The 22,281-nt window shown below is 62.6% G+C and carries 15 protein-coding genes; 7 read left to right on the top strand and 8 right to left on the bottom strand.

Features of this window, described 5'->3' with window-relative positions; translation table 11 throughout:
• Positions 1–186: 186 nt before the first annotated feature.
• Both ABIA40_RS34855 and ABIA40_RS34850 read left to right on the top strand, forming a co-directional pair.
• Positions 187–795: a TetR/AcrR family transcriptional regulator gene (locus tag ABIA40_RS34855; RefSeq protein WP_246732191.1), complete on the top strand. Its 609-nt coding sequence runs from the start codon at positions 187–189 to the stop codon at positions 793–795.
• A 1,251-nt stretch (positions 796–2,046) separates the two neighbouring features.
• On the top strand, positions 2,047–3,477 hold the full coding sequence (locus ABIA40_RS34850) for a pyridoxal phosphate-dependent decarboxylase family protein (RefSeq protein ID WP_404545763.1): 1,431 nt from the start codon (positions 2,047–2,049) through the stop codon (positions 3,475–3,477).
• Positions 3,478–3,669: 192 nt separating this feature from the next.
• Here ABIA40_RS34850 and ABIA40_RS34845 read toward each other — a convergent pair whose 3' ends face one another.
• The 4 genes from ABIA40_RS34845 to ABIA40_RS34830 all read right to left on the bottom strand — a co-directional run bounded on the left by ABIA40_RS34845 (position 3,670) and on the right by ABIA40_RS34830 (position 7,348).
• Positions 3,670–4,464, bottom strand: coding sequence for a DUF3313 domain-containing protein (locus tag ABIA40_RS34845; protein ID WP_404545761.1), 795 nt, complete (start codon positions 4,462–4,464; stop codon positions 3,670–3,672).
• Between the two features lie 87 nt (positions 4,465–4,551).
• The gene (locus tag ABIA40_RS34840) at positions 4,552–5,709 is read right to left on the bottom strand and encodes an alpha/beta hydrolase family protein (RefSeq protein ID WP_404545759.1); all 1,158 of its coding nucleotides are present in this window, start codon (positions 5,707–5,709) and stop codon (positions 4,552–4,554) included.
• 283 nt (positions 5,710–5,992) lie between these two features.
• On the bottom strand, positions 5,993–6,493 hold the full coding sequence (locus ABIA40_RS34835; RefSeq protein ID WP_404545757.1) for a lipocalin-like domain-containing protein: 501 nt from the start codon (positions 6,491–6,493) through the stop codon (positions 5,993–5,995).
• A gap of 198 nt (positions 6,494–6,691) precedes the next feature.
• Positions 6,692–7,348 (bottom strand): nuclear transport factor 2 family protein, encoded by a 657-nt coding sequence (locus ABIA40_RS34830; protein ID WP_404545755.1) that lies wholly within the window; start codon positions 7,346–7,348, stop codon positions 6,692–6,694.
• Between the two features lie 184 nt (positions 7,349–7,532).
• Here ABIA40_RS34830 and ABIA40_RS34825 point away from each other — a divergent pair, with 184 nt between their 5' ends.
• Positions 7,533–8,381, top strand: a complete 849-nt coding sequence (locus ABIA40_RS34825) for a TonB family protein (protein ID WP_404545753.1) — start codon at positions 7,533–7,535, stop codon at positions 8,379–8,381.
• Positions 8,382–8,465: 84 nt separating this feature from the next.
• On the opposite strand, the gene ABIA40_RS34820 is transcribed toward ABIA40_RS34825, so the two are convergent.
• A complete protein-coding gene (locus ABIA40_RS34820) occupies positions 8,466–9,272 on the bottom strand; it encodes a response regulator (protein ID WP_035997648.1) in 807 nt (268 codons plus the stop codon).
• A 231-nt stretch (positions 9,273–9,503) separates the two neighbouring features.
• On the opposite strand from ABIA40_RS34820, the gene ABIA40_RS34815 reads away from it, so the two are divergent.
• The gene (locus ABIA40_RS34815; protein WP_025032292.1) at positions 9,504–9,737 is read left to right on the top strand and encodes a NepR family anti-sigma factor; all 234 of its coding nucleotides are present in this window, start codon (positions 9,504–9,506) and stop codon (positions 9,735–9,737) included.
• Positions 9,737–10,285: a sigma-70 family RNA polymerase sigma factor gene (locus ABIA40_RS34810; protein WP_018316216.1), complete on the top strand. Its 549-nt coding sequence runs from the start codon at positions 9,737–9,739 to the stop codon at positions 10,283–10,285. Before ABIA40_RS34815 ends, ABIA40_RS34810 begins: the two co-directional genes overlap by 1 nt.
• Positions 10,286–10,382: 97 nt before the next feature.
• Here ABIA40_RS34810 and ABIA40_RS34805 read toward each other — a convergent pair whose 3' ends face one another.
• The 3 genes from ABIA40_RS34805 to ABIA40_RS34795 all read right to left on the bottom strand — a co-directional run bounded on the left by ABIA40_RS34805 (position 10,383) and on the right by ABIA40_RS34795 (position 19,379).
• Complete coding sequence (locus tag ABIA40_RS34805; protein WP_271545789.1) at positions 10,383–11,081, bottom strand: nitroreductase; 699 nt, start codon at positions 11,079–11,081, stop codon at positions 10,383–10,385.
• 134 nt (positions 11,082–11,215) lie between these two features.
• On the bottom strand, positions 11,216–13,447 hold the full coding sequence (locus ABIA40_RS34800; RefSeq protein WP_271545790.1) for a CHASE2 domain-containing protein: 2,232 nt from the start codon (positions 13,445–13,447) through the stop codon (positions 11,216–11,218).
• 142 nt (positions 13,448–13,589) lie between these two features.
• Positions 13,590–19,379 (bottom strand): VCBS domain-containing protein, encoded by a 5,790-nt coding sequence (locus ABIA40_RS34795; RefSeq protein ID WP_271545792.1) that lies wholly within the window; start codon positions 19,377–19,379, stop codon positions 13,590–13,592.
• A 658-nt stretch (positions 19,380–20,037) separates the two neighbouring features.
• Here ABIA40_RS34795 and ABIA40_RS34790 point away from each other — a divergent pair.
• Complete coding sequence (locus tag ABIA40_RS34790; RefSeq protein ID WP_404545749.1) at positions 20,038–20,769, top strand: transglutaminase-like cysteine peptidase; 732 nt, start codon at positions 20,038–20,040, stop codon at positions 20,767–20,769.
• 178 nt (positions 20,770–20,947) lie between these two features.
• Entirely contained in the window at positions 20,948–22,063 is a 1,116-nt protein-coding gene (locus tag ABIA40_RS34785) for a lysozyme inhibitor LprI family protein (protein ID WP_271545796.1), read from the top strand.
• Positions 22,064–22,281 lie beyond the last annotated feature (218 nt).

Here is a 22,281-nt window from a genome sequence, read left to right as displayed (position 1 = left end):
TATTACAAGACCATTGCGGACGCGGGCTGCGCGACCTCTGGCCGCGGACGCGGCGACCAGTTGAGAGCCGCGATCGCATGGTAAAGGCAGCCTAAGTCACGGCAGGCACATCGATTTTTTCTTGCACATTGTTTGCGCAGCGTGTAATATATTGCACTGGGTGCGATTTTTTGAATGGGGCTATCCTTGCCGGCAAAAGTGACAGCGGACGACAAAGTTGCGGAGGAGGGTCTTCGCGAGCGCAAACGGCGTGAGACGCTGGCTCGGATCGCGGAAGCAGGCCTCAAGCTGTTCATGGCGAATGGCTATGAAGAGACGACCCTCGAGGCGATCGCGGAGGCGGCAGGCATTTCGCGGCGGACGTTCTTTTATTACTTCAAGTCGAAGGAAGAAATCTTGCTTGCGTGGCAAAGCCACTTCACGCAGCTCATTAGAGCTGCCGTGATCGCCGAGCCTTCGGATCAATCTCCCATCGACACCGTCAAGAACGCTTTGCTGAAATTGACCGGCAACTACAATTCGCAGCAGAGTCTCGCCCTCGATCGGGTCATCCGCTCGAGCCCGGCGCTGATTTCCGCGAGCCACGCGAAGTATATCGCTCAGGAACAGGCGATATTCGAAGCCCTTTGCGTGAAATGGCCCCAGGCCAAGCGACGGAAATCCCTTCGATACGTCGCCATGGTCTCCGTCGGAGCGCTTCGATTGGCGATCGAATCCTGGAGCAACGACAACGGCAGGCGACCGCCGGCAGCTTATCTCCGCGAGTCATTCGCGAATTTGCAGAGCGTTCTTTGAGCTGAAGGAATGGCCCGGGAGACGCTAGGGTCGCCGGGCTGCTTCTCCATCGAGCCATGGTGGAGCGTCTCCTCCTCGCAAAGAGGCGAGCCTCGTTCTGATCGGCTCGGGCCTTTTCGGCCCGGCACTCGGGCCACTGCTCGTCGGCTCGATCAGCGACGCCGCGACGAATGCGCAGATATCGAACGGGCTCGCAATTGGAATGCTGATTGTCCCGGTCGCCAGCGCCGCCACCGGCATCGTCCCGTTGTTTGCAAACCGGCGGATCGCTGCTTCGCTTCGGCGATCTTGAGCAGAAAATAAGCGCAGCAATCGACTTGTTGCCAGCACCAATCGGCATGCTGGCCGACGACTGGGCCGGGCCACGAAATCGCCCAAATAATATTACACCAAGTGCAATATAAGTTTACGTTTGGTGCGAGATTTCTGAAATGACCGCTCTCGAGGCATCCCGACCGTCGTCGACGAGCAAGGAGTCATCGAATGACATGTGACACGCCGGATGGGACGGATATTGCAGCTCCGCAAGGGGAACGGGAGCGAGATGCCAAGCGGCCGTTTGCCGGCGGCAGGCGCGCGATCCATCACAGCGGCTCCGACCACCTTCGGCCACGTGCGCGGGTGTGGTCGGCCGAGGTGCCCGTAAGACTGGAAACGATTGTTCAGCACCGAACGCGCGCGCGGCTCGATCGATCCCGGAGCTCCTACCGGCCGGCCGAGGCGTTGAAGTCCATTCGACCGGCGGATCCCGCGAAACACGAAGAAACCCACGTTGCTCCAATTTCCTCTCGTTTCGCCAGACGCGTTGTGAAGGCACTCCGATCTCCAGTTCTCACGAATGTCGGGATCGCTGCTCTCCTGTACGTGATCTCATTCCACCCCTATATCGATCTGGCCGGCATCGTCTCAGGCAGCCTCGTTTGCCCCGGCGCGAAGCCAATATTGGTTGCGACGGTGGATTTCTTGCAAGAAGAGGTGACCCCCACGATACAAGCGTTCCTCTCGGGTCGACTGATGAGGTGGATCGGTCTTACTTTGCTGTTCGCCTTATTCCCCGCATTCGGCGTGCTTCGTACCGGGACGATGGCGAGGATTCGCACGCTGGCCACGTCAGCGGCATCCCGGGTTCGACGCCTCAGGCCATCGCGCTGGCAGATCCCATCACTGCAATATGCGGAGCCATCCGAGATACGTTCTGCCATAGCTTTGAACACCCGGCCAATCCGGAAGCGAGCAACCAAAGAGGCCTAAATGACGCCCGAGGAATTCCGAAAACGAGGCCATGAGATCATCGACTGGCTGGCCGACTACCATGCCAAGATGTCCGACTATCCGGTCCAACCTGCGACACAGCCGGGTGACGTGAAAGCGATGCTTCCAGCCTCCCCGCCGGTAGAAGCTGAGGGGTTCGATGAGATCATCGCTGATCTTGATTCAGTGGTTCTCCCCAACATCTCGCATTGGCAACACCCGCGGTTCTTCGGCTACTTTCCCTCCAATTCACTTGGCTCCGGCATCCTTGGTGACCTGGTAAGCAGCGGACTTGGGGTGCTGGGCCTGTCCTGGCAGTCATCGCCCGCAGTGACGGAGATCGAGGAGGTCACGGTCGACTGGTTCAGGCAGATGGTTGGCTTGTCTTCCGCCTGGTTCGGCGTGATCAACGACACTGCGTCGACAAGCACCTTGGTTGCTCTGCTATGCGCCCGGGAGAAGACGACGGGCTTCTCGCTCGTTCGCCAGGGTCTGCAAGCAGAACTCAAGCCGTTGACGATCTACACATCGGCAAGCGCTCATTCTTCCGTCGAAAAGGCGGCGCTGCTAGCGGGCTTCGGCCGTGAGAATGTCCGCATGGTCGATATCGACGCCAATTTCGCAATGCGTCCCGGGGCGCTCGAAGATTCAATCCTTGCGGATATTCACGCCGGGTTCAAGCCATGCGCGATCGTCGCGGCAGTGGGCGGGACCGCGACCGTGTCCATCGATCCGCTCTCCGAGATCGCTGCCATAGCGCGGAGGCATGGTTTGTGGCTTCACATCGACGCTGCCATGGCCGGGAATGCGATGATCTTACCCGAGCTACGGTGGATGTGGGAAGGCATCGAGGACGCAGACAGTGTCGTTATCAATGCGCACAAATGGCTCGGCGTCCCGTTCGATTGTTCGCTCTATTTCGTTCGGGACGAGCCTCACCTTCTCAGGGTGATGTCTGCCGATCCGAGCTTCCTCCAATCTCAGGCCGACGGGAAGGTGCGCAATCTGCGTAACACCGGAATTCCGCTCGGACGGAGATTCAGGGCGTTGAAACTATGGTTCGCCATCCGGGAACAGGGCGTTTCCGGGTTGCAGGCGAGGTTGCGGCGAGACATTAGCCTGGCCCAAGATCTTCGGTCCAAAGTCGAAGCAACACCGGGTTGGGACGTCGTCGCACCCGTCGTGCTGCAGACCGTATGTATTGTGAACCGCCCGATGTCGGTGCCTTCCCAACGTCTCGATGACTTCACGCGCGCATGGGCGCATGCGGTGAACGCCTCGGGCCAAGCCTATGTCACGCCCGCTACCGCGGCCGGGCACTGGATGGTTCGTGTCTCGATCGGCACGATATCCACCGAGGCGAGCGACATCGAGGCGGTGTGGCGCACGATCCAGGAAGCGGCTGCCGCGTCCGTTCCAAAATTTTCGTGAATGGCCCGGATAGATGGGGGTGCATGGCCCGCGGACATCGCCACATCGGGACGCCACGGTCAGGTTGCAACTGAGGTGCGGACTCAGGCGGCAACTGCTTGCGCCTGGATCGACCTTCATACCCGACGCTCGCCGGTGGCCCGGTATGCGCGTCAACATCGCGCATGTCGGCGATCCGCCGCTTCGTCGATCTCATGTCGCGGGTGAAGGCTCGCTGACTGGTGGCGCGGCCGCCGGAGGCGATGGAGGCGCCGCGCCCTTGTCGGTCCAACTTGGGGGAGCTCCAAGTCCTTGGCCGATGAACCCCGCAATTCCGGGAGCTCGTCCGAACGCTTCGCACGCGGATTGCTTCGGCGCACCACCCAGCAGAACGTGCAAGCTGTCCAGCGACGGCAGCGATGGAGCCGCCCCGAATGGGGTACTGCCCGTGACCAGCAACCTGCTGAAGTCGGCGGCAAAGGCGGTCGAGAGGTCGTATGCATCGCCGTCCGGCGATACGCGCGGCGAGCTCGTGAAAGAATTCGCCCCGCGGCCCCACACCATAGCCGCCTTCTGCTTCCCTCTTCTGTCCCTCGCCTCACCTTCGACCGAAAGGCTGCCAAGTCCCAACGGGATGCGCGGAACGGGTACCGGCACGCCAGGCAGGAGTACAGACTTTGCGACCCGCGCGACACCGGACGCGCCTGCCGCCGCAGGATCGGTCGCCGCCGCATGTGTGACGACGGCTTGAACGGTCAGGTCGGCTTGATCCGCTGGGCCGACAATGTCGAACCGCTCGCTCAGTCCGAAGCACAGAGCACGGTCGATGGCGTTGCCGATGATCTTGCGCTGCTCCGGCGAGAAGGAGACCTCTGCAGCCGCTTTGGTCGAAAATCGAGTTTCTACCAGCCGGACGGTCTTGGCGCCGAGAACGTCTTCCTTGTCGACACGAACGATCGACTTCGTCAAAATACCGTCTGACGGCGCCAGACCATCATAACTGGTCAACGATCCCGCCCTGTTCAGCGGCGCAGTCGCGCACCCGGCGGTCAGCAGACACAAGACCGCTATGAGCGGGAAACGCTGCATCGGACTTCAGCGACGCAATGCAGATGCCGGCCCGTCGATTTCTGCGGTCGCCTGACGTGCGCCGGCCGCAAGGAGAGGATAATTTTTCTGTTGCTCACTGGTTGTCGCACGGCCCTTTTCGGCCGAGGTCACACGGATATGGCCTTGTCGATCCGACTGTGCGGTCGCACCTGAGATCGGGATCGCGTTCGCCATTGTGGGCTGCGCGAGAATGTCCTGCCAGTCGAAGCTCCATTGCGCCAAAGCTTTGGAATCCCCGGCAAACGCATAGTCCAGGAATGCAAGCGTTAGATCTCCGGTGGCTTCCTTGACCTTCGGATTCAGTCCTGGTCCTCCGGTCAGAGCGCGGTCCGTGAATATGCTATGGGATCCCCCTTGGAACATGACCAGGAGCTTGCGCCGATTGGCGATCGCCTCGAATATTGCGACCCGATCGCGCGCAGCCGAGTAGAATCCGGGAATTTTGATGACGTCCTGCGTCGCCGTCACGTGAAGCGTCGGCACGGCGATGTTGGCGAGCACGCTCGGCAAGTCTTTCTCGCCGTAGAAAGGTGGGGCGGAAATCACGATCGCCGCCTTGAAGCGCCGGTCGCGGAAATCGAGCCAACGACCATCCCGAACGACCCGCGCACCCACCGTCAACAATGCAGTGTTCGCGCCATAGGAATGGCCGGCCACGGCGATGCGTCGCATATCGATGAATCGGGCGTACGGACCGGTTGCAAACAATAGCATTTGGTCGAGCGCAAAACGGATATCTCCGACACGTGCGGCGGCCTCATCATCCCGGGTCGCCGCTTGCAGCCGCCCCACGAGCTCGAAGGGATTTCCACGCCAGAGAGAGGAATCGCTCCCGATATGCTGGACATGCAAACTCGCGATGCCGTGGGCGGCCCACCGGGCGGCGAGGTAGGTGTAGCCGTTTCGCGAACCGCCCATGCCGTGCGAGAAGATGATCAGTGGCACCCGTCCCGGCGATGCCTCAGTGGGCCAATACAAGCGAGCAGGAACTTCGCGACCTCGAGACGTATCTATCCAATCGAAGTCGACCGCACGAAAGGCCGCATGCTCTTGTTGCACCTGAGCATTCTGTGCGTTCGCACCTTCAGGCAGCGCCATCCCGACGGCACATGCCAATGCCATAGCAGCGAGCCAGCTTCTCATGACCATTACTCCTGCTACGTCCCCGCACTCGGCATCTACAGCACTGTGCCGAAGCCAATTCGGTAACAGTCCGCGTTCTTTGTGTCAATAAAACTGCACTGGGTGCATTATTTTGACGCAGGCCACGCGGCAGTCAGTAACGCGCGCGTGATTATCCGACAGGTCACCTCCATCTCTCGTCTTGCTCAAGGCTGCTGTAAGGCACTACGTCGCGCACGTGGTGCCGGAGAGCTTCGGTCTGCGCCTCCAGCCTCCATTCGGACGGGTCTGCCTGGGGGACGCGCTAGCGCACCCGCTCCCAGATGATGACGACCTTGGTGCCCTCCGGCCGCTGAAAGTTCTCGATCATGCGGTCCCCGATTACATCGAAGTTCAGATCCTGTCGCGTGCGCTCGCTACCGACCCAGTTTGGGAAGGTCGAGCCTTCAACGCGATTGCCGCTGAAGACGCCATTCTCATCGACGGTGTAAGTGCCGAAGAACGCGATGCTGCCCGCCATCGCAGCCCGGTTCTCTTCGTCGGTGCCGGCACCTCGCTCGTTGGAAGCGAATTTCGGAATGGAGGCGTCGGTCAGAACCTCGATAAAGTGCATGTCTTCGGTGAAGACCAAAAGGCTGTTTGGCTTCTGCCCGTAGGCCGGGACATTCCGGCCATCCGGATCGAGTTGAGCTGAAACCATGCGCCAAGTGCCGAGCACCTGATTGAGCGGCCGTGCTTCGGCAGTGCCGACAGCGAGGGCCAATGCGACCGCAAAGACCCGGGCTGCAAGTCCGGGGCTCTTCATGTAGGCTCCATCTTTTACAGGTTGTTAGTCGTTGATCGTCGCTCTACGTAGTTGGTCTTGATGAAAGACCAAGTACTGCCTCTGCTGCGTTTGCCATGGCGTCACTCCGCAACCGACGAGATGACAAGGTCCGACAACGGGCATTTGTGGGACGACGGCTGGACGGCCGCGCCGAAAAAGCTCGCGCGACCCAATAGCTCAAATGGGACAGCAGCTCTCATCTCCACGCCTGTCCGCGGTCTGCTTCGCCTTTCCTGCCAGCCACTCCCGGCCCTCGCCATAGAGCTTCTCGACCTCGGGCCCGATCAGGCCCGGCATGTCGCGCTTGACCTTGTAGCCGATCAGCTCCTGCATGTAGGCGAGGTGGCGGTAGCCCTCGGGGAGCGCAGCCAGCGCTTCCTGGTCGAGCCGAAGCGTCGCGGCGGGATCGACCGGGTCGATCCGATCCTTCTCGTAGATCGGCTGGCGGCGGACAATGCCCCATTTGCCGATACCTGATGGGTCGTCCCGCTTCTCCAGGAAATCGTAGAAGCGTCCGGTGCAGACGACGTCGCAGAGCACGTCGTGCACGAGGCCGCGCTGCGAGATGGTCATCTTGGTCTGCGCGATCGCGCGCGCACCCGCAAGGTCGATGCTGGTGCCGCCGAGGAAATGCAGGATGCGCACGCCCCTGGCAAAACCCTCCTGGCTGACGCGCATGAAGTCCCGCGCCGGCCCCTGAAACCAGGTCGCGGACATCCAGCCTTCTTCGTGCCAGACCGTGGCAAAGCGCTCCCAGTCGCCGGCATCGCGCCACACCGCCCAGTTCTCGATGAGGTCGCGGATGGCAAGACGATCGAGGAGTTGCTGGTCCATGGTCCGTATTCTCCCGGCGGCCTGAGGCTGCGATGGACGTCATCGGCCCGACGTATCAACGGGGCAATTTGGACGGCGTCAAGCGGCCGGGCGCGGTCGTTCACCACCCTAACCCGGGTGAATGCGATGCGAGCAACGAGCCTTGCAATCAACCAGCCGGCGATTAGTATCCGGGATCATGCAGATGAAAATTCCCTTGCTGGCCGCATTTCTCGGATTCCTTGCGGCTTTCCCGGCGCACGCACAGACTGAAAAGCAGAGCGAAAGTGCCCAGGCCTGGAAGGCAAGGCTTTCGGCGCATATCGCCAAGAGCAGACTATTTCCAGCCCAGGCACTGGGGCAAACCGGTGAGGCCAAGGTGGGCTTCGTCGTCGACCGGTCCGGCAAATTGGTCTCGCGGGGACTGGCTGCGAGCAGCGGCTCGCGACTGCTCGACGATGCTGCGCTGGAGATCGTCGCCCGCGCCCAACCGTTTCCCGAACCACCTTCGGAGCTGAAGGAAGAGACTTTCCATTTCTTGATCCCGATTGTCTTCAAGGGCCGTCAGTTTCAGGTGCCGCCCAACGGTCTGGTGCTGAGCACACCGGCTTCCGGCCTCGCAGAGTCCGAGGCCATGGCCGCTTGGCGCAAGGCAATCACCGAGCATGTCTGGCGCAACAGGGGATTTCCTCCGCAGGCGATTGGGCGAAGGGCTGATGCCGGCGTTACATTCGTGGTCGATCGCTCGGGCAAATTAATCTCAAGCGCTTTAGTGGAAAGCACGGGCTTCGCGCCGCTGGATGCTGCGACGTTGGCAATGGTCGAGCGATCCGTGCCGTTCCCGAAGCCGCCCGCCGAGGCAAAGGACGACCTGCAGAGATTAACCGTCCTCATAGCTTACGATGGGACGGAGCCCAACCTGGCGCCGTCGCCGGAAGGCGAGAAATTGCTTCAATCCTGGATCGAGGGCCAGGCCAAGCTGAATGCGAAATCTCCTGGAACGGATGATACAAAGCTGAACGCGATGCTTCGCAGCATCTGCCGCGGTTGCTGAGGCAGAGCAGGATGACGCTCCGTCGGCACATATGAGGGCGGCGCGCCTTGCGACGCGCCGCCCTTGTGTTCGATAGGCCTTTTCTTACGCCGCCGGCGCCTTCGGCGTGCGATTGCGCGAGTTGCGCTGGAAGAACAGGGCCTGGCTCGCCACCGCCGATACCATCGCGGGCTGGAACGGCTTTGAGATCAGGAACGCCGGCTCGGGACGCTCGCCGGTGAGGAAGCGCTCCGGATAGGCCGTGATGAACACCACCGGCACCTCGAAGGTACGCAGGAGCTCGTTGACGGCGTCCAGGCCCGACGAGCCGTCGGCAAGCTGGATATCGGCAAGGATCAGGCCGGGCCGCTTGTTCTTGGCCAGCGCGACCGCATCGGCATGGGTGCGCGCGACGCCGACGACGTTGTGGCCGAGATTCTTCACCAGGCTCTCGAGGTCCATGGCGATGAAGGTCTCGTCCTCGATGATCAGCACGTCGGTGGCGATCTCGGCGGCCATCTCGCGTCCGGCTGCGTCCGCAAGACGGCGCGTCTCGGCGACGTCGGTGCCGAGAATGAAGGCGACTTCCTCTTCCGAAAAGCCCTCGAGCGATAGCAGCAGGAAGGCCTGGCGCGGCAGCGGGGTGATGTTCGACAGCCGCCGTTCCGGCGGCATCGGCAGGGTCGTCACCTCGGCATCGTCGTTGATCGAGACTGAATTCCAGATCTGGGTGAAGAGCCGGAACAGGCCGGCCCGGGGCCCATGGTTCTCGTCGAGCACCGACGGATCGCCCAGCATGGCTTCCAACATCGCGGCGACATAGGCGTCACCGGAGGCCTGGCTGCCTGTCAGAGCCCGCGCGTACCGGCGCAACAACGGCAAGTGTTCAGCAACTACCTGTGAACGGGACATCCCCACTCCATTCGTCTTCGGGCCAACCTTGAGGTCCAATCCTGAGGTCAGGCATCACGCGGGGGGCCCAGGTTCCCCTGCTGGGCTGTCTACGCCTCACGACAACAAAAGTTCCGCCGAGCTGGGAACTTTTTGGCGCAGCTGGAATTGTGCCTATCCAGGGAACGGCTCCCGGTTGAGAAAACTTCTCGATTTTACAGTCACTTAACTCGGGGAAACGTGGAACAGGTCATGAAAGATCTCAAGTCTCAAGCCAGCAGAAGCACGACCCCCGGCAAGGGAGGCCTGACTCCGGAGATTCAATCCCGGATCGGGCACCAGTTGCGCGCCATGTACGACGATGTCGTGCGACAGGGGGTTCCGGATCGGTTCGCAGAACTGATCAAGAAGCTTGATGCGCCGGGAGCGTCACCCCACGTGGAAAATGAGGGCGGATCCAACGACAACAACAATGGGAGGGATTGATGCCTCTCACGGACTCCCTGCGTAACGACATCTTGGCGGCCGTGCCTAGTCTGCGCGCCTTCGCCATCTCGCTCAGCGGCAATGCGGACCGCGCCGACGATTTGGTCCAGGAGACGCTGCTGCGTGCGCTCGCCAACATCGACTCGTTCCAGCCCGGCTCCAACCTGCCGGCCTGGCTTTTCACGATCCTGCGCAACCTGTTCCGGTCCGACTATCGCAAGCGGCGGCGCGAGGTCGAGGATGCCGAGGGCAATTACGCCAAGACGCTGAAGACCCAGCCCTCGCAGAATGCGCACCTCGAATTCGAGGAGTTTCGCACCGCGCTCGACAAGCTTCCGCAGGATCAGCGTGAAGCCTTGATCCTGGTCGGCGCGTCCGGCTTCTCCTATGAGGACGCCGCCTCGATCTGCGGCTGCGCAGTCGGCACCATCAAGAGCCGCGTGAACCGCGCCCGCTCGAAGCTCGCCGCGCTGCTCTATGTCGACGGCGCCGAGGATTTTGGGCCTGACGAGACCGTGCGGGCCGTGATCGGCGGCAGCGGCGGCTGACCGCCGCCGTCAATCGCACCGGAACGAGACGAAGACGGCCGCTTCCACGGCTGTCTTCGCGCGCGTCTGACGCCGATGCGTCCGGCTCACGCCGCGATTACACATCCACGAAGGTTGCGGTCTCGGCCACGCTCGCCCGCGAAGTGCGGTAGCTGTTGACCTGGTGCGCATGGTCCGCATAGCCGAACGAGATACCGCAGACGACGCGGCGGTCATCGGGCAGATCGAAGTGGCGGCGGATCAGGCCGGAATGCCGCGCCAGCGCGGCCTGCGGAATAGTGCCGAGCCCGAGCGCCTGCGCCGCCAGCATGAAGTTGGAGACATAGGCGCCGCAATCGATCGCACCGTAGATACCGAGCGGCTCGTTGGTGTGGATGACGGCGACATGCGGTGCGCCGAAGAAATTGTAGTTCTCCAGCGCCTGCTTGGCATAGGCCGCCTTGTCGCCGCGGGCGATGCCGAGCGTGTTGTAGAGTTGGAAGCCGCTCTCGCGGCGGCGATCGAGATAGACCCCGACATATTCGCGCGGTGGCGTGAAGTCGTAGTCATCGCCGAGGCCCTTCGAGGCCTCCGCGTAGATCGCCTTGCGAAAGCGCTCCTTGGCCTCGCCACTGGCGATGATGACCTGCCAGGGCTGGCTGTTGCACCAGGACGCCGTGCGCTGCGCGGTCGCCAGCACATGCTCGATGGTGGCGCGATCGACCTCCTTGGGGAGAAATGCGCGAACGGAGTAGCGCTCGTTGAGGAGCTCTTCGAGCACCTCGATGCGGTCGTTCTGTCTCACTTGTGCGTCCATCACTCAGCTCGCCTTTTTCTTCTGGTTGGCAGAGGCGCCAAGCGCCGTCCCCACCGCCATACTTACCTCGATGCACCTGCATATGGTAGGCAGGCTTTGTTCTGCCCACCCAGCGCGAGCGGTGACCGTGACACCTATTTGGTCAGCAGGGCATAGGCACCGGTCCAGCCCTCCGGCGGCGGATCGATCTGGAAATCCTTGATTCGCGCCTCGTAAAGCCTGAACAGCTTCTCCAGCGTGTCGGCGTCCTCGCTTTTGCGGCCGCGCTCGATCGCATCCAGTGCGCCCTGCCAGTCGCGGCTGCGGTAGCAGCCGAGCATCTCGATGGTGATGTTGCGCAGCCGCTGGAACGCGGCCGAATGCATCACGTCCTCGCGGCCGGCGATGGCGTAGATCACTTCCGGCTCGGTCTTGCCCTTGACCATGATGAAGTCGAGCTCGAGGATCGCGAACTTCTCCTTGGCGGCGAGCGCCGTGCGCGAGCCCACGATGATCGGAAATCCGTACGCCTTCGACTGGCCCTCGAGGCGTGAGGCCAGGTTCACGCTGTCGCCGAGCACCGAATAGTTCTTCTTCAGGTCGGACCCCATGTTGCCGACCACGCCGATTCCGGTGTTGAGACCGATGCCGACATTGAGCGGGATATAGACGTGGCCGCCGTCGGCGGCCTCCTGCTCGCGCTCCTTGTTGACCTCGTCGATCTGCTCGAGCATCTGGATCGCGGCTTCGCAGGCGTTGATCTCGTGCTCGGCGTCGTCGAGCGGCGCGTTCCAGAACGCCATGATGGCGTCGCCCATATACTTGTCGATATAGCCCTTGCGGTCGATGATGACGTCGGTCAGCGGCGTCAGGAAGCGGTTCATCAGCTCGATCAGGCCCTGCGGATCGTGCTTGTAGCTCTCGGAGATCGTGGTGAAGCCGCGCACGTCGGAGAACATGATCGTCATCTCGCGTTCCTCGCCGCCGAGCACGAGCTTTTCCGGCGACTGCGCCAGCTGCTCGACCAGCACAGGCGACATGTATTGCGCGAATTGCCCGCGGATCTGCACGCGCTGGCGCTGCTCGCGCACGAAGCTCGCAAAGATCAGCGTCAGGTAGACTGCGGTCGTCGACAGCAGCGGATAGGTGAAGTCGATGAGATAGCGGTGCTGGGTGTAGGAGAACCAGGACACGCCGATCAGGATGGCCGCGAAGGCCGCGCCCACCAGCACTAGGCGGACGGGGCCGAGATTCGGCGTGAAGATGATGACGAGCAGGCCGATGATCAGCGCCGCGATCAGCTCGACGCCCAGCGCATAGTTCGGCTGCGAGATCACCGCACGGCTCAGCACGCCCTCCAGCACCTGGGCATGGATCTCGACACCCGGCATGGCCCGGGACACCGGCGTGGTCTTGATGTCGTTCAAGCCGCCCGCGGAAGTGCCGACCAGCACTAGTTTGCCGGCAAACCTCGTGGGCGGCACCGCATTGTCGAGCACGTCGACCGCGGAGACGTAGATCGAAGGATCCCGGCGGGCATAGTGCACCCAGAGCTGACCGTTCTTGTCGGTCGGAACCTCCAAACCCTTGAGGCGGATCGACTTGATACCCGTCTTATCGGTACGGACCAGCAGGGTCGGCGTGCCCGTGACGACGCGCAGGATCTCGAGGCTGAGCGAGGGCATGATGTTGCCCTGGGCGCGCATGATCATCGGCACGCGGCGGATCAATCCGTCACGCTCGGTCCGGATCGAGAACAGGCCGCGGCCGGCCGCGGCCCTCTCGATGACCGGCACGTTGCGGAGCAGGCCGGGGAATTCGAACAGGAAACGCTCGGCCCCGTCCTCCCCCACCGTGGCCACCCCCGTGAACGGCAGCGACTTGTCGAGCTCGGACAAGACCTCCGGAAGCCCGGTCTCGCCCAGCACGACGAGCGAGCGCTTGATCGCGTCGGCGAGGATCTGATCGTTGCTCGGCAGCTCACGCAGCTTGGCGCGGGTCGCGTCGTCGAGATAGCGCATCTGGCTCGCGACCTGATCCGGGTTGAGCCGGTCGGCTTCGGAGAAGACCACGTCGAAGCCGATCGCCACCGCGCCGTTGTTGGTCAGGTTCTGGACCATGTCGGCGATGCGCGAGCGCGGCCAGGGCCACTGGCCGAGCCTGGCGAGGCTCTTATCGTCGATATCGACGATGACGACCGGCCGCGCCGCCTTCTCGCGCGGATCGATCAATTGAAACATGTCGAAGGTGCGCAGCCGCAATTCCTGGATCGGCGGCGGATCCCACAGGCGCGCGCCCGCGAACAAGACCAGCAGCGCAAGGCAGATCAGCCGCGCAAGGCCGAACTTCCGCGCAAACCACCGCCGCAGGATCTTGAGACGTTTCATGCCAGTCTGACTTCCTGTCCCGGACGATGCCGGGCGCACCGATCATGGAGCGTCGGCAGACGGTTGGCTATTCCCTTAGTGCCGAGGATTATGGATTTTTTGCCGCGGTCGAGGTGCAAGCCGGGAGCGCCGCCTGCTTCCACTAGCCGACGTGAGTGCCGAAAATGAAATCGCTGGACTGGAGATTCGCGACGGCGACACCCTTGAGCAGGATCGTCTCGTGGCTATCCAGCGTAAGCAACGTGCCGCCATCCTGCGCGGCGGTCGGGGCAAGGTCGTTCAAGGAGCCGATGCCGCTGAACTGCCGTAGGTCGATCTTGTCGAGGCCGTACTCGAAATCATTCACGGTGTGCTGAACCGAATCCTGCGACGAGGCCGGTGCGAATACGAACTGATCCTTGGCACTGCCGCCGATCAGCGTATCACTCGACTCGGTCGCGAAAATGACGTCCTTGCCGGCGGTGCCTTGCAGGGTCATGCCCTGGCTCTCGGCCCCTTCGACGAAGATGAAGTTCACAGTGTCGGAGCGGCCGGCGGAGTCGGCAATGGTCAGCGTGATCTGATCGGTGGCGGGCAGCTCCGCCTCGGGATCAGCGCCGGTCGGCTCGTAGACGATGCCCGCGCCTTGCGCGAGGGCGGTGTTGATCTGCTCGAGCGTACCGGTCGTCGGATAAACACTGGCGAGGCTGACGTCCGGATTTGCGGTCGACAGCGTGACCGTGAAAGTGTCCGTCGCGGCGCCGGGATCGGTGTCGGTAATCATGAGATCGGTGATGATCTCGTTGCTGTTCTCGATGATGTGCTCGACCTGGAAGCTCTCGGTGTTGATGACCGGGCCTGCACCGTCGTCCGCACCGGTCACGTTCACCTTGAGCGTTGCCGTGTTGGTCGCACCATGGATGTCCGTGGTCTGGAGCGTGAACGTATCGACATACGAGCCGTCCGCCAAAGCATTGATCGCAGCATCATTTGGAACGTAGCTGTAGCTGCCGTTGGAATTGACCGTCAGCGAGCCGTAGAGTCCCGCGACCGTCGTGGCCGCCTGGTGATCTGAATTGAGGACGGCATAGGTCAGCGTCGCCGTCTCACCGCTGTCGGCGTCCGTCCCGGCCAGTTGCCCGGTGAGATTGGAGAAGGTGTCGTCGTCAGCGGTGTCCGTGAGCGGGCCGATGTGGAGATCGGACAGCGTCGGTGCGTCGTTCGTGCCGGTGACGTTGATGGTCACGACCGCGCTAGTTCCAAAGCCCTGAGCATCCGACGGAACGATGGTGTATTGCAGCGATAGCGTCTGACCAGCGGCGAGGAAGTCGAAGGCCTGGCCGGCCGAGTTGAACTGCCAGGTAAACTGGGCGTGGGTCGCCGTGCCGTTGAGAATGTCGCCGGACGGCACGGTCAGATAGTTCAGGAGATCGGCATGCGACAGCCCGCCGACGCTGCCCGTTTGCAACACGTTGTCGAGCTTAACCTGCACTGCATCGACCGATACCGTGACGTGATCGGTCGCGTCGACGTCGGAGACCGCCAGCACGCCATGCGAAAGCTGGCCGCCATTGGTCTCCATCAGATCGGCAAATGCGCCGCCCGGCCCGGAGGTCCCGCTGGCCCAATCCGCATCACCTTCAATGGCGAGGCTCTTGGTGGGGTTGACCGTATTGGAGGCCGTGCTCCCGCTGCCGTCGCCAAGCGTATAATAGGCGGCCAGATTGGCCTCGTTGCCGGTGAGCGCGGTGAAGTCGTACGACTGAATTTGCGCCTGCGTGAGTGCGGTGGTCCAGACGCTGACATCGGCGATCGAGCCGGTGAAGCCTTGCGTGCCGAAGCCCGGAGCGTACCTGCCGCTCGCCGCTCCGATCATCATGTAGGACGGTTCCTGAGCGCCAGCGATCGCGTTGACGCCGCCACTGTGGGAATAGACGACGTTGCCATCGACATAAAGCGTGAAGATGCCGTCGTCGCGCGTCAAGGCGAGGTTATGCCATTGCCCCGCAGTAAGCGCGAAGCCGGTATCCTGGATCTCGACGCCGCCCTCGAGAATCGCGATCTCCAGCTTGCCGCTGATGACGGTGCCCATGAGGCCGAAACCGGTGGTCGAGGTATTGCCATTGTAGAACAAGACCTGGCTGGCGGAGGCAGCGTCTCCGTTCCAGTTCACCCAGCCGTCCAGCGTCACGTCGTCGGTGGCGACCGTCGGTACGTCGCCGACCGCGATGGTCGCACCGTCGAAGTTCATGTAGTCCGACGTCACATAGGAGACGGTCGGCGCATCGTTGGTGCCGGTGATGGTGACGGTGACGTCTTGCGTGACCGTCGCGTTGTGATTGTCCTTGAAGGTGACGGTGTAGACCTGAGTTATGGTCTGCCCTTCCGCCAGCGACTGCAGCACGGGATCGCTGTTGTCGAGCGTGAAGTGCCAGTCGAGCGTCGCGCCGTTGCTGGTGTCGGCGTTGGATTCGGACACCGCGCCGATGGAGAAGGTGCCGATATTCGTGCTGTCGTCCTCGAATCCCGGCAGAGTTGAACTGACGGACGATGACTTGAACTGCACCTGCGCCGTATGGGTGTCGATCAGGTCAACGTCCTGGATCGCCAGCGTACCGCTGGTCGTCAGCGAGGCGCAGTCATCCTCGGTAACCGCACCCGTTGCCGCCTCGGGATCGCTCGTGATCGTCGGCGCGTCGTTGGCGCCGTTGATCGTGACAGTGACGTCCTGGGAGACCTGTGCACCGTGATCGTCAGTAAAGGTGACGGTGTAGACTTGGGTGATGGTCTGGCCATGCGCCAGCGATTGCAGCACCGCATTGTCGTTGTCGAGGCTGAAGTGCCAGCCCAGCGTCGCGCTGTTGTCGGTATCGGTGTTGAACTCCGCGACCTCGCAATCGATCGTGAAGGTGCCGAGCGGCGTATTACCATCGAAGCCCGGGAGATGCGCGTTCGACGTCGCCGACTTGAACACGGCTTCCGCGGTGTGGGTGTCGATCAGGTCGACATCCTGGATCGCCAGCGTGTCCTCGATCGAAAGCGTCGCGCAATCCTCGGTGACGGCTCCGGCGGCATCCGCGGCGCTGCTGGTGATCGTCGGCGCGTCATTGGCGCCGTTGATCGTGACGGTCACGTCCTGCGAAACCTGCGCGCCGTGGTCGTCGGTGAAGGTGACAGTGTAGACCTGGGTGATGGTCTGGCCCTTGGCCAGCGACTGAAGCACCGCGTTGTTGTTGTCGAGGCTGAAGTGCCAGCCCAGCGTCGCAACATTAATGGTGTCGGTGCTGAACTCCGAGACGTCGGTATCGATCGTGAACGTGCCGAGCGGCGCGCTGCCGTCAAAACCGGGCAGATGCGCGTTCGACGTCGCCGACTTGAATGCGGCCTGCGCGGTGTGGGTGTCGATCAGATCGAGATCCTGAATCGCAAGCGTGCCCTCGATCGACAGCGTCGCGCAGGCATCCTCGGTGACGCTGCCCTTTGCAGCGTCTGCATCACTCGTGATGGTCGGCGTGTCATTGGTGCCGGTGATGGTGACCGTGACGTCCCGGGTGACGGTGCCACCGTGATGGTCGTCGACGGTCACGGTGTAGACTTGGGTGATGGTCTGGCCCTCGGCCAGCGACTGCAGCACCGGATCGTTGTCGTCGATCGTGAAGGTCCAGCCGACTGATCCGCGGGAGCTTGCGCCCGGGCTTTGAATCACCGTTCCCAGCGCAAACGTGCCGATATGCGAGGTGCCGTTGCCGAAGCCGGGCAGATGCGCGTTCGACGTCGTCGACTTCAGGACGTAACTGGCAGTGTGCGTATCCGTGAGATCGGGGTCGTTGAAGGCGATGGTGCCGTTCGCCGTCAGGGTTGCCGCCGTATCCTCTGTCACCGCTCCGGTGGGCGTCGTCGAGTCCTCGACGATCGTCGGCAGGTCGTTGGTGCCCTCGACATTGACGTCCGCGCCGTTGATGGACACCGTGAGCGGCGTGCTGACGACACCGCCGTGACCGTCATCGACCTGCACCACGTAGTTGAGGATAAGCTTCTCGTCCTCGGCAAGAAAGTCAAAAAGATGGTCGGGAACGCTGTAGGTCCAAGTTGCCGTGCCGTTGTTGCCGTTGCCGGCTCCCTGAACAACGGTCAGGGGCACCTTGACAGCAGAGATCGCCGCGAGCTGCGCCGGCGTCAACGTCGCGGTGATGTCGTTGCCTTCCGCGTCGAGATATTTGAACGGCTGCGTGGACGAGAGTTCGGCGCTGACGATCGGCCGGTCCGTCAGATCGACGTCGGTGAAGGTGACCGTGCCGGTAATGACGTCGAGCGCCTCGTTGCCGGTCCCGACCTGCTCAATGACAGTGCCGCCCGATGTCGCGACGGTCGGCTTGTCGTTCGTTCCCGTTATCGTGATGGTGATCGGGATGAACTTGGACTCGGGGTTCACCGCGAAATTGGTGTCGACGCGGACCATGTAGGTCAGCGTCAGGGTTTCGCCAGCCGCGAGGAAATCGAAGACGTGGTCGGGGATCGTATAGGTCCAGACCGCCGAGCCGTTGTTGTTGTTGGCGGGGTCGGCGACGACACTGATCTGGATCTGCGTCGCCGCGATGTCCTGCTTCTGCAGCGCGGTGAGCGAACCGGTAACGTCCTGCTGGCCGGCATTCTTGTAGACGTAGTTCGGCGCCTCGGCGAGGCTCACGCTCACCGTCGGCAGGTCGCCGAGGTTTTGATCGAGGAATCTGATCAATCCGGAAATCGTGTCGGCGCGCGTATCGCCGGTGGTGTCCGCCCGTTCGGTCAGCGCGAACGCCGTCTTCACGTTGCCGGCGAGGTCGAAGCTTTGCGCGATCGGCTGATTGGGAATGCGGCCGGGCGTCGGCGTCGGCGTGTTGGAGCTTTCCTGCGTCTGCGGATTGAGATTGACGAATGTCGCGGTGGCGGTGGGGCCGGACGACGATTTGAGCAACACCTCATAGCCGAACGGCGTGATCGTATCGGTGTAGTTCGTGGTCAGCTTGGTGTTGGTGTTGTTGTCGGTGAACTTCAGCGTGAACACGTCCGTGATCAGCTTCTGCACCTCCGGCGACATCAGTGCATTGGTGATCGAGACGTTGCCGCCGCTGATCTGGATCATCTGGCCGGCCTGGTTGACCGTCGCGATCGGCAGCAGCGTGACCTTGTCGAACAGGATGTAGGAGCCGGTCGTGCCGTTCGGCTCGACCAGCACCTGGAAACTCGCCTGCGGCTGCGGATCGCCGCCGCCGGCGGGAACGACGAAGTTGATCTGGGTCAGCACCGCCGTGCCGCGGATGCCCATGGTGGCGACCGGCGTGTCGACCTTCATGTCGCCGCGCTTGGCGGTTTCGCCAGCGACGAAGGTGATGGTGCCCGCGACGAGGCTGAGCAGCGAGGAATTGTTCGACCCGTTGGGGTCGTAGACCATCTCGTTCAGCACCATCCGCGCGTTGGAGGACAGGCCGAACACGGTGCCGTCGATGAAGGTGATGCCGAGCGTCGAGTCGGAGCCGGTCGAGACCACGTCGCCCTTCTCGACGTTGTCGCCGTTATTCAGGATGACCGAGACGCCGTTGCGGATCGCGGTCGCGCTGCCCACGAGCTTAGTGACGTGACCGATGACCTGGCCCGCACCGGCACCGGGGGCGGCCTGGGCAACCTGGACATGGCCGGTGAGGGCGTTGACGACGTCGCCGCTGAGGTGGGCGCCGTCGGGCGAAGCGAGCGCGGCGCGCTTGTCGCCCCTGAAATAATCGTGAACGACGAATTCGTGGCCGTCGTGGGACAGCACGAGGTCGAGCCCGGCACGCTTGAACTCGCCGTTGAAGATCAGATTGGGGTCGGGAACAACGAACGCCCCGTCAGGCACATGGCCGTGCGCCTTGGCAATGAAGGGCTTGGCGGTAAAGGAATCGGCAAAGGCGGGCGAACTGGAACCCTGGCCGTCCAAAGACGTCGCGGCGTCAAATTTGCCAGCGTAATTCAACCGGGCACCGTAAAAAGGGTTAAAATCTAAGTAAGTATCGACCGCTTAAGCTTGCTTAGCATTACCAAGTCCTTAGCGAAACCATCTATTGCTTGTGTGATTTCGCGTCACTTGACCGTAAGAGCCTGCGCGGCGCGGCGCCCCTCCCAGAGGAGCGGAAGTCATTTTTCCGGAGCTTCCAAGTCGAAATAAGCTTAGATGCGCGCATTCCCCCTCACCCCAAGTCCTCTCAAGTAAAATGCGTAGAATGGATACTTGCGTTATCTTTTGTTCGTGACGCCCTGCAACATCCTGCAGCAAATACGACGTTAATTCTGTGACCTAACTAACAGAACCCGTGAAATAGCGGGCCGTTAGCCATAGGCGCCAGAATCGGCGGCCATCGCAACTTCTGCCCGCAATTGGTTCCATTTCGCGGCATCCAGGTCCCTCCTAGGCCCGAATCATAAAATTTTACGCAATTCGAGCGGGTCCGGTTCAGCCTGTCACCCGGTTTTGGAACCCCAGCCGACCGCGTTAAGCAGAACAAAATGGCCCGTCTCGCACTATCTCCACGAAAGCAACAAAGCCCGGCACGTCGAGATCGAGGGGGATCTCGTGAAGCCTGGGAAGGGGATGTCAGATGGAGACCGCTGCTCGCTCGCGCGCCTGGCGCGCAATCCTTGTCATGTGCGGCTTGATTCTGCTCGGATCGGCCGCCGAGCTTCGCGCCGGCACGCTGCTGTCGCCGGGCGCCGGCGTCCTCGTGCGCAAATCCGCCGAACCGTTCGGCGTGTTCGCCTTCGCCATCTCGTCCGGTGGCCTGCAACAGCGATGGTCCGCGCTGAAGGACAAGCTCGACGACGACATGGTGCAGCTCGCGCTGTGCGACGGCGACCGGGACAATTGCGCTTCACCGGCGGCTCTCGAGCTGCTCGCCATCGTCGACCACGCCCGCGCCCGCGACGGTCGCGCGCGGCTCGGCGAGGTCAACCGCGCCATCAATCTCGCCATCCATGCCGCCAATGATGGCACCGACGACGTCTGGAGCTCGCCGCTTTCGACCTTCGCGCGCGGGACCGGCGATTGCGAGGACTATGCCATCGCCAAGCTGGCCGCGCTGCGGCTGGCGGGAATTGCCTCTGAAGACCTCCGCATCGTCGTGGTGCGCGACGTCAGGGCCGGCGAGGCGCACGCAATTGCCGCGGCAAAGCTCGACGGCCAATGGCTGATGCTTGACAATCGCCGCATGGCGATGGTCAGGGACGACGCGACGCGGAGCTATCAGCCACTGTTCGTGCTCCACCAGTCGGCCGTGCTGAAATATGTCGACGAGCCGGTGCAGGTCTCGATGGCGGCCGCGGTGGCGCGTTGATTGCTCGTAGCCCGGATGGAGCGCAGCGAAATCCGGGCCTCTTACCACTCGCACCGGCCCCGGATTAAGCTTGCGCTCCAACCGGGCTACAGACCTTCCACTGCTCGTCCCCACAAACCCATTTCACCGCGCAAGACCAGGCGCTAGCATGGCGCCTTCCGTGCGGGGGCGACTTGGAATGCGATTCATCGTGCTGTCTGTGCTTGCGCTGCTGGCATTGCCGGCTGTGCCCGCGTCCGCGCAATCCGACCGCGCGATTGCCGACAGGCTGCCGCTGTTTGCCAGGAATGACTGCCAGCTGATTCGCGACCCCGGCAACCAATTGTTCTGCGGTGATGCCGCGCTTGCCGCCGCCGCCGAGAAGCTGAGCATCGCGATCGAGGCGCGGCTCGCCCGCCTGCCGGATCGCCTGCCCGCTATCGAGGAGAATGCGATCTGGGTCCGCCAACGCAACCTCAGCTGCGGCATCGTCGGCCAGACCGCGATCCGCCCCGACCACTTCGAGGCGGTCAAGGCGTGCCTGCTCAAGGTCACCGAGGAGCGGGCCGCGATCGTTAGCGATCCGGATTTCGACTGCCTTGCGGCCAACACTGCTGCGGGCGCGGTGATCTGCGCAGACCCCTCGCTGACGCTTGCCGAAACCGAGCTCAACGGCCAGGTGCTCGGCCTGATCGGCAAATTGGACCCGACTGCGGCACGCTTTGCCTTCGCCGAATATGGACGGTGGACGCGCGAGCGCGACCGCAAATGCAATCTGGTCGGCAAGGAGAACGTGCCGCTGCAGGAGCTGGAATCCGCGGAGGACTGTCTCGCCGAACATTTGAAGCGCAAGACAGACGAAATCCGCGCCGCGAAGGGCGATCCCAAAAAAGTGTTCGGCCGGCAGGTCGCGGCCCGCATTCCCGACGCCGACGCCGTCGATTTCTGCGCCGCGCGGATTCATGCGGCCAATTCCTGCGGCAACTTCCTGCGCATCAACCGCGTCTATGCGCTCGACAGCCAGGTGACCGAACAGGAGGCACTGGTCACGGGCGAAATCGAGATGGCCGTGCTCGCTCCCTTCACCGTGTGCAGCAGGATCGCCTCCATCTGCACCGGCACCTGCTGGGACGCCACGACGGGTCGGCCGCAGCAGGGAGCCGGCAACAAGACGCGCTCAGCAGACGTCTTCAACGTCTCGCGCCGGCTGCGGGTCCAGCGAACCTTCGCCTTCGTCAAAGCCGCCGACGGCTGGCGCTGCCGGGAAGACGAGCTCGCCCCGGTGAACGCGGGCACCGCGGGCGGGGGATCGTAGGGACTCTCCTCTGAGGGCAGGGCTATCGCATATGGTGTGAATAATGCTTCGGCGTCGGGACTGCGCTCCCTCCCCCGCTCGCGGGGGAGGGTTGGGGAGAGGGTGTCTCAGCGGCGGGATGGTCGAGAAATGCGGAGGCTGTCCCTGCGCGGCGAGAGCCCTCACCCGCCGCGCTCTGCGAGCGCGTCGGCCTCTCCCGCAAGCGGGAGAGGCGAACA

The organism is Bradyrhizobium sp. USDA 223, from assembly GCF_044909005.1.
Classification (GTDB): domain Bacteria; phylum Pseudomonadota; class Alphaproteobacteria; order Rhizobiales; family Xanthobacteraceae; genus Bradyrhizobium; species Bradyrhizobium yuanmingense.
This window is presented reverse-complemented; position numbering and strand designations above follow the sequence as displayed.

Bases quoted from the DNA above. Each gene is read 5' to 3' on its own strand.
- ABIA40_RS34840 (WP_404545759.1), bottom strand. From the start codon at position 5,709: ATGAGAAGCTGGCTCGCTGCTATGGCATTGGCATGTGCCGTCGGGATG.
- ABIA40_RS34815 (WP_025032292.1), top strand. From the start codon at position 9,504: ATGAAAGATCTCAAGTCTCAAGCCAGCAGAAGCACGACCCCCGGCAAG.
- ABIA40_RS34850 (WP_404545763.1), top strand. From the start codon at position 2,047: ATGACGCCCGAGGAATTCCGAAAACGAGGCCATGAGATCATCGACTGG.
- ABIA40_RS34785 (WP_271545796.1), top strand. From the start codon at position 20,948: ATGCGATTCATCGTGCTGTCTGTGCTTGCGCTGCTGGCATTGCCGGCT.
- ABIA40_RS34805 (WP_271545789.1), bottom strand. From the start codon at position 11,081: ATGGACGCACAAGTGAGACAGAACGACCGCATCGAGGTGCTCGAAGAG.
- ABIA40_RS34820 (WP_035997648.1), bottom strand. From the start codon at position 9,272: ATGTCCCGTTCACAGGTAGTTGCTGAACACTTGCCGTTGTTGCGCCGG.
- ABIA40_RS34825 (WP_404545753.1), top strand. From the start codon at position 7,533: ATGAAAATTCCCTTGCTGGCCGCATTTCTCGGATTCCTTGCGGCTTTC.
- ABIA40_RS34830 (WP_404545755.1), bottom strand. From the start codon at position 7,348: ATGGACCAGCAACTCCTCGATCGTCTTGCCATCCGCGACCTCATCGAG.
- ABIA40_RS34810 (WP_018316216.1), top strand. From the start codon at position 9,737: ATGCCTCTCACGGACTCCCTGCGTAACGACATCTTGGCGGCCGTGCCT.
- ABIA40_RS34790 (WP_404545749.1), top strand. From the start codon at position 20,038: ATGGAGACCGCTGCTCGCTCGCGCGCCTGGCGCGCAATCCTTGTCATG.
- ABIA40_RS34835 (WP_404545757.1), bottom strand. From the start codon at position 6,493: ATGAAGAGCCCCGGACTTGCAGCCCGGGTCTTTGCGGTCGCATTGGCC.
- ABIA40_RS34800 (WP_271545790.1), bottom strand. From the start codon at position 13,447: ATGAAACGTCTCAAGATCCTGCGGCGGTGGTTTGCGCGGAAGTTCGGC.